We start from the raw sequence: 11,994 nt of genomic DNA on the forward strand, positions 1-11,994 counted from the left end.
GGGTTCCCATGGCTAAAGATTTTATATTACCCGATATTGGTGAAGGCATTGTTGAGTGCGAAGTGGTTGAATGGCTAGTAAAAGAAGGTGATAGCGTTTGTGAAGATCAACCCATCTGTGACGTGATGACCGACAAAGCCCTAGTACAAATACCTGCTGTGCACGATGGAGTAATTACAAAGCTCTACCATCAAAAAGGCGAAATAGCTAAAGTGCATGCACCCTTGTTTGCAATGGATGTAGCAGGCGAAGCGGCTGACGTTGAAACGCAAGAGCATAACAGTGCACCCCAAAACAACAATACAGCTGAACAATTAGAAGATTTTATTTTACCAGATATTGGCGAAGGAATTGTTGAGTGCGAAATAGTCGACTGGTTAGTAGCCGAAGGCGATGAAATTGAAGAAGATCAAGCTGTTTGTGATGTAATGACTGATAAAGCCCTTGTGCAAATACCGGCCAAGTACACCGGTATCGTACAAAAGCTGTATTATCAGAAAGGCGAAATAGCTAAAGTACATAGCCCACTGTTTCAAATGACTATTGCTGGAAGTGCACCTAAGCAAAACATAGATGTAAACCAAGCCGTAGTAAAAGCGCAGACAAATGCAGCAGAGCAGGCAGCACCAGTAAAAGTTAATCAAACAGCAAAAGTGGTTAACACAAAAGCTGTTGCATCACCGGCTGTTAGACGAAAAGCACGTGAGCTTGATGTTGATTTAACACAAGTGCCGGGTAGTGGTAAAAATGGACGTATCTATAAGCAAGATATAGAAGAGTTTATTAAAGGTGAAGTACCTAACAGTATTGATACATCACCGCTTAATAGCAGTGCAGTCAACACACAAAGTAAAACGCAGAGCTCTAGCGTGCGTGTAGAGCCAATTAAAGGCATAAAAGCGGCGATGGCAAAACAAATGGTTGCCTCTGTTTCAACCATTCCACACTTTACATTTTGTGATGAAATAGATTTAACAGACCTTATTGCCCTAAGAGCTTCAATGAAAGAGCAATACAAAGCACAAGGCGTTAAGCTCACTATGATGCCTTTCTTTGTTAAAGCACTGTCGCTTGCGATGAAAGAATTCCCGGTTCTTAATTCTAAAGTAAATGAAGATTGCTCTGAGCTTACTTATTTTAACGATCATAATATTGGTATAGCAGTCGATTCTAAAATTGGCTTATTGGTGCCTAATATTAAGTCGTGCCAAAGTAAAAATATTGTTGATGTGGCTAATGAACTTACACGCCTTACTGAGTCCGCTCGCGAAGGGCGAGTACCACCTGAAGACTTAAAAGGCGGTACTATTAGCATTTCAAACATAGGTGCAATTGGCGGCACAATTGCCACACCAATTATTAATAAACCTGAAGTTGCTATTGTAGCGCTAGGTAAATTGCAGCATTTACCACGCTTTGATGAAAACGGCCATGTTGTGAGTAAGGCCATTATGCAAGTTAGTTGGTCTGGTGATCACCGTGTTATTGATGGCGGAACAATTGCTCGCTTTAATAACTTATGGAAATCGTACTTAGAAAATCCATCGGCAATGATGATGGCCATGAGTTAAAAATATAATTGTTTAAACCTAGGGCGTGTTGATCTTTGATGGTTGAATTTGCAGCAGTATGTTTGGTTTTTAGGCAAGGCAGAGCCTATGAAGTGTGGTTATTCCCCATAAATAGGCGATAACGCAGCATAAATGCCAAACATGCGCTGCCCTTCGGGTTCTGCCTAGGGGCAATAAACTCTTTGTTACTCGGTTTTTACTTAGCCCACTAGGTTACAAACCTCGCGCCGCGATTTAATCGACCCTAGATTGAACAAATTTCAATCCGCAAAGGTCAACACGCCCTAATAAATAACCAGCAATTTGCTGGTTTTTTGTTTTAAAGCTAGGCGTTTTTAATTAAGATATAGATGTTACTAAAAAGTAATTTAAAGAGCCCGTTAGGGAATATAAAAAATAACACTAAGGAAATTTTATGGAACATTATATGAACGCACTGCGTAGCTACGCAGATTTTTCAGGTCGTAACCGCCGCAAAGCTTATTGGATGTTTGTATTATTTAATACCATCTTCTCAATTATCTGTAATGTTATTGATGGCGCATTAGGTACTATGTTTATTGGTTCTTTTTATAGTTTAGCGCTATTGATACCTGGTTTAAGTGCTGGTGCACGTCGTTTACACGATACTGGCCGCTCTGGTTGGTGGCAGCTTCTGTGGTTAGTGCCAATTATTGGTTGGATTGTATTAATTGTGTTCCTTGCACAAGACTCACATGAAGGCGAGAACGATTTTGGTCCTAATCCAAAAGAGTTAGCAGCAGAACCTGCTGCTGTATAAAGTAAAGTTTTAACCTAAAAAGCTCAGTGTTCGCTGAGCTTTTTTATGCCTAAAATTTAATACGAAATAAAATACAACCCATAGCCAACCCCCAGAGCAGGAAGTGCGGTATATAAAGTGGCTATTATTGCGGCTTTAGGGGCTAACGCAATTGCAGGGAATAACGCATCTCCATCGTTTGAAATTGCATTGGCTGTTAAAGCGCTAAATGGAATAATCCCCTGTATATAAAGCGTGCTGACTATTATTTGCGGTCCACAACCGGGTAAAAAACCAATGATCACAGCAATCAGCGGTGCTAAATAAGCGTAGTGGGCAAACCATGTTTTTAAATCAAGTCCGGCTACATTCACGAGTATTTCAAATAACATAAACGACGCCACTACCCATGCAGTCACAAAGTGTGTGTCTTGGAGCACTTTAACCACTTTAGAGGATGGATTGCATTCATCCTCTTCACTGGTAATTTGTTTATATGTTTCGCCTTTAGACGAGTAAGCCCATACCGTGACAATAAATAGAGCCATGCCCGCACCAAATAAATGTATTCCAGTGTTTGTGTACTCTCCAAATTGGTTAAAGTCCACGTTAAATGCGATTAAAAACGCGATAATTAAACTTGGAAAAATCGCTAACATCCAAACAGGCTTACTGACTCTAATAATGCGGGTAGGCAATATTTTAACTTGGCGCGTTTGTTCTTTTAAAGAAGGGCGTAAAAAGTCGTGTTTATGAACTGTATTTACAAAAGCACCACACATAGTTCCAACAACTAATCCTATAGCCATTATTACAGCGCCCTCAGTAGGGCGTGTAGCTAAAAGTAAAAATGCAGCATCGCCCATTGTTGCTGTTAGTACGGCAACAATAGCACCAAAGCTTGCTTGACCTTTGGTAAATTGTGTAACCACTATTATAGCGCCCCCGCAGCCTGGTAAGGCACCTAGTAAAGCCGCAAAAAAGACCTCTAAAGCCGGTGACTTGGCACTTAGATAACTAAGCTCCAACTGAGGTAAACGCTCAATAGCGTAGTAATAAATCAGTAACGTAGCAGCAACAAATACACTGACTTGAAAAAAAGCGTCGCTTAGTGCGGTAATTGCAATATCACGAAGTGATGGCACAGCAAAGCACACCAACAAAAAAAGAGGGAGTAATAAGCGTTTATTTTGGCTAACAAAGCGTTTTGAAGCGGGCGTAATTAGTCCTATTTGTGTAATTGAGTTCATACAGTGTTACCAAATTAATAAACAGGGTAACACTGTATAATTTTAGTAAATGATAATCAATATCATTTAATTGTATTTAAATCGATTACTCACATGGAGTTTTTCGATATTAAAACCTTGGCTATTTGCGTTGAAATTCTGAATTTGAATTCCAAGTAGGCCATTGCTCTTGCTCAGAAATATCAAAACCTACTTTATAAAATAATTGTAAGTCTTGAACAGCGCCCGATAAATCCCACTCATCGCGGTAACGGTCACAAGGCTGGTGGTAACAACCGCGTAATACTAGGCTCATTCGCTTGCGATAATTGGCTGTTTCTTCATCCGCTGCTTGAGTACCACCACCAGCGTACATTGCAGGTATGCCCATATTGGCAAACGCAAAATGATCAGAACGGTAATAACCACCCGACGATGGTTTAGGATCGCCTGATAAAGTTCTACCTTGATCTTTTGCTGCATTAGCTAAAAACTCATCCATTTGAGATTTACCAATGCCTACCACACTCATATCTTTTACTTTGCCTAATAAATTTAAGCTATCCATGTTGATATTAGCAACCGTCTTGTTAGCTGCAATAACAGGGTTTGCGGCGTAATACTTAGAGCCAAGTAACCCTTGCTCTTCAGCGGTTACTGCTAAAAATGTCATTGAGCGGCTAGGGTGCTTTGGCAATTTAGTAAATGCCTCTGCAACTTCTATTAAGCCTGCAGTACCCGTTGCGTTATCGTGAGCACCGTTATAAATTTGGTCACCTTTGCGGCTTGTATCTGTGCCTAAGTGATCCCAATGCGCTGAATATACTACATGTTCGTCTGGCGATTCGCTGCCCGGTAAGGTCGCAATAAAGTTGTAAGACACTGACGTTTTAATTGTATTAGTCACATTAACAGAGGCGGTTAAATCACCCATATCAACATGATAAGCACCTTTTGCGGCATTTTCTTTAACGGTATCGAAATCTAAACCAGCTTTACTGAAAAGCTCTTTAGCCACATCACTAGTAACCCAGCCTTCTACAGCAACACGGTCCATATTGTTGTTTTCTTTTTGAAAACCAAATTGCTCACCACTCCACGAATTTTCAACAACCGACCAAGGATATGAAGCGGGTGCTGTTTCGTGTATAATAATAGCGCCTGCAGCACCTTGGCGACTTGCCTCTTCATATTTGTAGGTCCAACGACCGTAATAAGTCATTGCGTCGCCAGTAAATAAAGCAGGATCTTTAGTTGCAAAACCAGGATCGTTCACAAGCATGACCACGGTTTTACCTTTAACATCAATTCCTTCGTAGTCGTTCCAGTTATACTCTGGTGCATTAACGCCGTAGCCTACAAATACAAGCTCAGAATTTTCAATGCCTTCTTTTTCACTAATGCGGCTACTGCCCATAACCATGTCTTTTTTGTATTGGTAATCTTTGCCACCAATTGATAAAACCATGTTTGAATCAGCTTCTAGTGATACAAGGGGGACTTCTTGTAAAAAGCTATCGCCATTGCCAGGCTCAAAACCCAATGCTTTAAATTGGGTTGTTAAATAATCTAATGTTAGTTTTTCGCCAGGTGACGAAGGCGCTCGGCCACCAAATTCGTCAGATGCCAATACTTTTATGTGTTTTGCTAACTCATCGGCTTTTATACTGTTATAGCCATTAGTTACATCTGAAGGAGTTATGCTTGTTGCTGCACAGCCAGCTAAAACAGCGCTGGCAAGAAGTGTGAGAGATAAATTGCGTTTCATATTAACTCGATTATTGTTTTAAGATTAAATAAGTATATTAACTTCTATTAAGTAGGGCTAGCTTTTGCGGTAAACTGTTACAAAATTAAAGGCCTATACAAGTTAGAAATTTATAATAATGAAGCGTTTTACTCCTCCTGAACAATGGCAACCCAATTGCCTAAAAACGGGTGCATTTAATCACCTAAACAGCTTGTTTAAACTTAATGAGCAAACTCAATGGCCTTCACCAAAATGGTTTACTCCTTATTTAAATGCAACGAACGAGAATAATTTACCGATACAGTTTGTTGACGATGCACAAATAGATTTTGCTGAGCGCTATTACGAACAAGTAATTTTTGAAACTGGTGAAGTACCCACACGGACAGAAAATTGGCACGATCTATTCGGTGGTTTTATTTGGTGCTTATTTCCTAAAACAAAATCACTTATAAATCATCGGCATGTTCAGGACATTGCCGAATATGGTTTAACTAAGCGCACCAAACACAGAAACGCACTCACACTATTTGATGAATGTGGTGTTGTACTGGCCATTAGTGACAGTAAATGGCAAACCTGGCTGCGCGATCATCAATGGCACAAAGCATTTGTAGAGCACCGCCATGAGTGGGGAGAGTCAATTCAGGCTTTTATGTTTGGTCATGCCAATTACGAAATGTTGACTCGCCCTTATATAGGGCTAACAGGAAAAGCATTATTTATAAATGTGCCCGACGAAATATTTTGTAAAGATTTAGCAATGCAATACCAGTACCTTGATCAAGTACTTTATGAGAAGATTAAAATAGAACATTGCTTAGCCGATAACTCACAGCTTTCGCCATTACCATTATTAGGTGTACCTGGCTGGCATGAAGACAATGAAAACGACACATTTTACAATAATACGGATTACTTTAGACCCAAACGAAGGACATGCGCATGATAGAAGTTGCCGGGCTTAAAAAACGTTTTAAGCTGACGAAAGACCATAAAAAAAATAAAGTAGACGATATCGACCCGCGTGAAGATAAAGACTACTTTCATTCAGTACGAGATGTCAGTTTTCGCTGCGCTGAAGGCGAAGTATTAGGGTTGTTAGGCCCAAATGGCGCAGGTAAAACAACCACCTTAAGAATGATCTCAACAGCCTTAAAGCCTGATGAAGGCTCTATTACAATTGATGGCAACGATATTGTTAAAAAACCTCTTTTAGGGCGAAAGTCGATTGGGTTTTTATCAGGCTCTACTGGCTTGTATGGTCGTCTGACCGTTAAAGAAAACATAGAGTACTTTGCAAAACTTCACGGGATGAAAAAAAGCGATATAGCATCACGTTGTGATGAGCTTTTTACATTACTCGATATGCATAAATTTATAGATAAGCGCGCTGAAAATTTATCAACTGGTATGAAACAAAAAGCAAATATAGCCCGTGCAGTTGTACATCGCCCAAAAGTAGTTGTGCTCGATGAGCCTACAACAGGCCTTGATATCATGACCACACAAACAGTGATCGAATTTATCAAAGGTTTAAAAGCACAAGGCACACCGGTTATTTTTTCTACCCATCATTTAGATGAAGTCGCATTGTTATGTGACCGTGTAGCGGTAATTAACGAAGGCATAAGCTGCTTTGATGGCACAGTTGAAGAGTTTAAACAAGCCGGAAACAGTGAAGAGTTAAACCAAGCGTTTATGAACATATTAACGGAGAAGCATCATGTTTGAAGTATATAAAAAGGAATTAAAAGAGCTCCTTCGCGACAAAAAAACGCTTATGTTTGTAGTGGCGCTGCCAGTACTTATCTTTCCAATAATTTTTGCCGTTATGGCTTTTATTAGCTCGCAAGCGGCACTTGAAGCTGACCAAAAAGTTAATACTTACGTAATTATTAATGGTGATTACGCACCAGAATTTACCGACAAAGTGTTTTACCACAAAAGCTTTGAACTTTATAAGGGCAGTAAAACCTTTAATACAATAGAAGAGCTCAAAGCAGGTGTTACTGCCGGCGATATAGATATGGGTATTTATTTGCCAAGTAACGCAGAAGATACACTCGACAGTGGTGAACAAAGCAAATGGGAAGTGGTATTTAACGACGCAAAATCAATAAATTTTTTATTTGATCGGGTCAAAGAACTAGCTCAAGAATACAGCGACGTATTGCAAGCCAAAAAATTAAAAAGCTTTGGGATAGAAGATTCTACGCACAAAGCTATCCTTACCCCTATTGAAGTTGTTAAAGTAGATACGGCCGATAAACGTGAAAACTTAGGTGAAAAAATAGGTGGCTTTTTACCATATTTACTTATTCCATTGGTGTTAATGGGCGCTACATATCCTGCAATTGACTTAGGGGCCGGTGAAAAAGAGCGCGGCACACTAGAAACACTCTTACTTACACCCATAACACGCACAGAGCTGGTATTAGGTAAATTTATAACATTACTGACCACCTCTATTGCATCAACCACTATTACGGTTGTGAGTATGGGGTGTTGGGTTGCTGTTGCACTGGCGTTCGCAGACTTAGACTTTATAAAAACGGCATTTAGTACTTTGGCGGTTACCGATTTGCTGATGATTTTTGTATTATTACTGCCATTGGCTGCCATATTTTCTTCTTTAGCGTTAGCTATATCTATTTATGCGCGTACGTTTAAAGAAGCACAAAACTACATGGCTCCTTTAAGTATGGGGGTGTTTTTCCCTATTATTATTTCAATAATGCCAAATATGGAATTGACTGCTAAAACCGCGTTTATTCCGGTAACCAACGTTGCATTAGCCATTAAAGACATAATTAAAGGCACTGTAGATTACACGTTTGTAGGGCTCATATTTTTAGCAACCGCTCTTATTGCAGGTGCGTTACTAGCATTTTGCGTTAAATGGTTTAACCGAGAAGATGTACTATTTAGATAGTGTGCTACTCATCTTTAAAAAGCATCACTTAAGTGATGCTTTTTTGTTTAAGACCGTCAACAAGGGTTAAAATTTATGACTTGGTTTAAAGTCAGCAATTAGGCTGCCGACTTTTTTGGTTTCGCATGGTCATTACTCATTAGTGGCGATGAAATGTTAGATATGTCGGCGCTGTCTAAAACTGTGTGTGTATCTGACCAGTGAAGCAGTTCTATTTTTCCATCGGCTTGTTCCACTAAGGCGGTGCAGTTTTCTATCCAATCGCCGTCGTTACAATACACTATGCCGTCGCACACTTTTATTTTAGGGTGGTGTATATGCCCACAAATAATCCCATCTACTTTTTGTTTTTTTGCCTCATGAATAGCTGCGTCTTCAAATGCATTTATTGCTTCGCGTGCCTTATGAACTCGTGCTTTTATCCACGACGCTAACGACCAGTAATTACCCCCAAACAACTTTCTTATTTTATTGCTCCAACGATTTAAAAATAAAAGCAAATCGTAGCCTGCATCGCCAGCAATGCTAATAATTTTGTTATAACGAGTTGCGCTATCAAAGTCATCGCCGTGAACGAGCAAAAAGCGTTTATTGGCTTGAGTTACATGAATATACTGCTGGTGGACCTCTATACCAAATAGGGTTTGATTTATATAGTTTCTAAAGGTTTCGTCATGGTTTCCTGGTATATAAATTACGCGTGTTCCGTTGGCCGCTTTTTGTTGAATGCAATTAAGTATTTGATAGTGAGAGGGGTGCCAATAAAATTGGCGCTTCATAGACCATAAGTCAATAATGTCGCCAACTAAATATAAAACGTCAGTGTCAACAGCGCTTAGAAAATCGAGTAAATAATCAGCTCTACAATCTTTATAGCCTAGGTGAACATCTGATATCCATATAGCAGGGTATTTAGCCTTTTGTTCAGCACTTTTCATATTGTCCCTCGTTAGTTTTGTTAGCTATAAATTACTTTAGAGAGAAAAAATGACAGTTACACGACATTTTTAGTAAAGCTATATGACACAAAATTTAGGCATAAAAAAACCGCTTAAAAAAAGCGGTTTTTGCATTCACGTTATTGAATAACGAATAAGTGTTTAGGCTTGCATAGCTGCTTTAATGCTTTCAATAGCGGTATCTATGTCAATCATTAGCTTTTCACCTGTGCGACGATTTTTAAGCTCTACTTTATTTTCGTCTAGGTTACGTTCGCCAATTACAAGTGTGAAAGGCACACCTACAAGCTCCATATCATTAAACATGACACCTGGGCGCTCTTTTCTATCGTCAAATAACACATCCACACCTGCATCTTTTAAACCTTGGTAAAGGCTGTTTGCAATATCAGGAATACGATGCGACTTGTGCATGTTCATTGGTACAATAGCAAGGTCGAACGGAGCAATAGATTGTGGCCAAATAATACCGTATTTATCGTTGTTTTGCTCAATAGCAGCAGCCACAATACGCGATACACCTACACCGTAACAACCCATGGTCATTACTTGGTTTTTACCATCTTCGTTTAATACGCCTGCTTTCATGGCTTCTGAGTATTTTGTGCCAAGTTGGAATATATGTCCTACTTCAACACCACGTTTAATTTGTAATGTGCCTTGGCCGCAAGGGCTAGGATCGCCTTCTACAATGTTACGAATATCAGCAACGTCGTAGTTAGTTACATCACGGTCCCAGTTTATGCCGCTAAAGTGTTCGTCGTCTTTATTAGCACCGGCTACAAAGTCAGCCATTACGTTGGCTGTGCGGTCAACAATAATTGGCATTGTTAATCCTACAGGACCTAGTGAGCCAGGTTTTGCGCCGATTGCAGCAATGATGTCTGCTTCTTTTGCCATTTCAAGCGGTGAGTCAACGAGAGGGTGCTTTTCCGCTTTCAATTCGTTTAATTCGTGATCGCCACGAATAACAAGGGCAACTAAACCACGTTGTTCGTTTTCATCTGGGGCACCATAAACGATTAACGTTTTAACACTACGGTGTGGTTTAACACCGTAATGCTTTTTGAGCTCTTCAATTGTTTTAGCATCTGGAGTCGGGAACGCTTTTAATTCTTTTGTAGCATCAGCACGAGGCTCTGTTGGGGCAAGAGCTTCTGCTTTTTCAATATTAGCGGCGTAATCACTACCATCGCTAAATGCGATAGCGTCTTCACCTGATTCGGCTAAAACATGGAATTCATGAGACACGCTACCACCAATAGAGCCTGTATCGGCAATTACTGGGCGATAATTTAGGCCTAAACGTTCGAAAATATTACAGTATGCTTTGTGCATTGCTTGATACGTATTATTTAAACATTCTTCACTCAAATGAAATGAATAAGCGTCTTTCATGGTGAATTCACGGGCGCGCATAACACCAAAACGAGGGCGTCGTTCGTCACGTACTTTAGTTTGTACTTGATATAAAGTAAGTGGTAACTGTTTATAGCTATTCACTTCTTTGCGAACAAAATCGGTGATTACTTCTTCATGTGTTGGACCAAGTGCAAATTCACGATTATGACGGTCTGTAAAGCGCATTAGCTCTGGACCAAACTCGCTCCAACGGCCTGACTCTTCCCATAAATCAGCAGGCTGTATGACGGGCATCAGCATTTCTATTGCGCCTGCTTTGTCCATTTCTTCACGAACAATGTTTTCAACTTTACGCAAAACGCGTAAACCAGAGGGTAACCAAGTGTATAAACCCGAAGCGACGCGACGGATCATACCGGCTCTAAGCATTAACTGATGCGATACAATTTCAGCATCTGAAGGCGTTTCTTTAAGTGTTGCGAGTATATATTGACTGGTACGCATTATTTTTCCGAAATAGAGTAATATGTTCTTTTAATAGAGCTTAAGTTTACCAGCGGTTGCTTTTACACAAAAGCGCTAAGTGATTTATTTAGCTTTTTTCTATACTTGTTACTAGGTTGTGCTCGCCATTAACTTGCCAGCATATATTGTAATCATACAATGTCATTCCATAGCTCTGCTCGCCGTCTTTTTGTTTTTTGTAAGCAGGGCGTGGATCTTGTTTTAAAACATTACTAATAAAGTTTAATAAATCAGGGTATTGAGTTTGTTGCTCAATGAATAATGTCACCTCGGGGGTAAACTCTACGCTCATTTGTGTTTCTGGGCGTGTATCTGCAAAGCCAGCACTTGCGTCAAGCATGGCATCTGAATAAGGCAAGTAGGGTTTTATATCAATGATGGGCGTGCCATCAAGCAGGTCTATTCCGGCAAGTAATAAACTGAGTTGGCCATTTTTATATTCTATACCCTCAAGCTTTACTGCACTCATACCAATGGCATTTGGTCTGAAAGTAGCACGAGTAGCAAATACACCTTTGCGTTCATTACCGCCTAAGCGAGGAGGGCGCACCATGGCCGAGTAGCCTTTATCTGCGGTTTCATGAAAGCGAAACAATAACCAAATGTGGGTAAATTCATCAATACCGCGTACAAATTCTTCGCGGTTAAAATCAGGCGCAAAAATAAGTTTTGCTTTGGCTTCAGGTACTAAACGAGGTTGTCTTGGTATGGCAAACTTTTGTTTATAAGGAGATTGTATATGGCCAACGGCCGAAATGCTGTAGTCGCTCATGTCACTCAAGTACAAATAGAATAGGCGGGCATTCTACCTTTATTTATAGGCCATCGCATCACAGCAGAGCAATTTATTTAATTAGACCGTACGGTTTAAAATAAATTTAGACTGAGTGGTTTATATAAAAC

At 39.9% G+C, this 11,994-nt stretch carries 10 protein-coding genes; 5 read left to right on the plus strand and 5 right to left on the minus strand.

What is annotated here, in order from left to right; genetic code table 11:
• Window positions 1-8 precede the first annotated feature (8 nt).
• The gene (locus PMAN_RS06335) at window positions 9-1,571 is read left to right on the plus strand and encodes a dihydrolipoyllysine-residue acetyltransferase (protein WP_010556446.1); all 1,563 of its coding nucleotides are present in this window, start codon (window positions 9-11) and stop codon (window positions 1,569-1,571) included.
• A gap of 415 nt (window positions 1,572-1,986) precedes the next feature.
• Window positions 1,987-2,352 (plus strand): DUF805 domain-containing protein, encoded by a 366-nt coding sequence (locus tag PMAN_RS06340; RefSeq protein WP_010556447.1) that lies wholly within the window; start codon window positions 1,987-1,989, stop codon window positions 2,350-2,352.
• 56 nt (window positions 2,353-2,408) lie between these two features.
• Here the strand turns inward: PMAN_RS06340 and PMAN_RS06345 are convergent, their stop codons facing one another.
• Window positions 2,409-3,581 carry a putative manganese transporter gene (locus PMAN_RS06345; RefSeq protein ID WP_010556448.1) on the minus strand — a complete coding sequence of 391 codons (1,173 nt, stop codon included), beginning with the start codon at window positions 3,579-3,581 and terminating at the stop codon, window positions 2,409-2,411.
• A 121-nt stretch (window positions 3,582-3,702) separates the two neighbouring features.
• A complete protein-coding gene (locus PMAN_RS06350) occupies window positions 3,703-5,328 on the minus strand; it encodes a M28 family metallopeptidase (protein WP_010556449.1) in 1,626 nt (541 codons plus the stop codon).
• A 118-nt stretch (window positions 5,329-5,446) separates the two neighbouring features.
• Between PMAN_RS06350 and PMAN_RS06355 the strand changes: the two genes are divergently transcribed.
• Genes PMAN_RS06355 through PMAN_RS06365 form a run of 3 tightly spaced genes read left to right on the plus strand, consistent with a single transcriptional unit; the run spans window position 5,447 to window position 8,245 of the window.
• Window positions 5,447-6,259: a DUF3025 domain-containing protein gene (locus PMAN_RS06355; RefSeq protein WP_010556450.1), complete on the plus strand. Its 813-nt coding sequence runs from the start codon at window positions 5,447-5,449 to the stop codon at window positions 6,257-6,259.
• Window positions 6,256-7,044 (plus strand): ABC transporter ATP-binding protein, encoded by a 789-nt coding sequence (locus tag PMAN_RS06360; RefSeq protein WP_010556451.1) that lies wholly within the window; start codon window positions 6,256-6,258, stop codon window positions 7,042-7,044. Before PMAN_RS06355 ends, PMAN_RS06360 begins: the two co-directional genes overlap by 4 nt.
• Window positions 7,037-8,245 carry an ABC transporter permease gene (locus tag PMAN_RS06365; RefSeq protein WP_010556452.1) on the plus strand — a complete coding sequence of 403 codons (1,209 nt, stop codon included), beginning with the start codon at window positions 7,037-7,039 and terminating at the stop codon, window positions 8,243-8,245. Before PMAN_RS06360 ends, PMAN_RS06365 begins: the two co-directional genes overlap by 8 nt.
• A gap of 98 nt (window positions 8,246-8,343) precedes the next feature.
• On the opposite strand, the gene PMAN_RS06370 is transcribed toward PMAN_RS06365, so the two are convergent.
• The 3 genes from PMAN_RS06370 to tsaA form a co-directional block, all read right to left on the minus strand.
• Complete coding sequence (locus PMAN_RS06370; protein ID WP_010556453.1) at window positions 8,344-9,183, minus strand: UDP-2,3-diacylglucosamine diphosphatase; 840 nt, start codon at window positions 9,181-9,183, stop codon at window positions 8,344-8,346.
• A 162-nt stretch (window positions 9,184-9,345) separates the two neighbouring features.
• Entirely contained in the window at window positions 9,346-11,070 is a 1,725-nt protein-coding gene (locus PMAN_RS06375; protein ID WP_010556454.1) for a proline--tRNA ligase, read from the minus strand.
• An 88-nt stretch (window positions 11,071-11,158) separates the two neighbouring features.
• The gene (tsaA, locus tag PMAN_RS06380; protein WP_033035435.1) at window positions 11,159-11,863 is read right to left on the minus strand and encodes a tRNA (N6-threonylcarbamoyladenosine(37)-N6)-methyltransferase TrmO; all 705 of its coding nucleotides are present in this window, start codon (window positions 11,861-11,863) and stop codon (window positions 11,159-11,161) included.
• Window positions 11,864-11,994: the final 131 nt, after the last annotated feature.

This window comes from Pseudoalteromonas marina, assembly GCF_000238335.3.
GTDB lineage: Bacteria > Pseudomonadota > Gammaproteobacteria > Enterobacterales > Alteromonadaceae > Pseudoalteromonas > Pseudoalteromonas marina.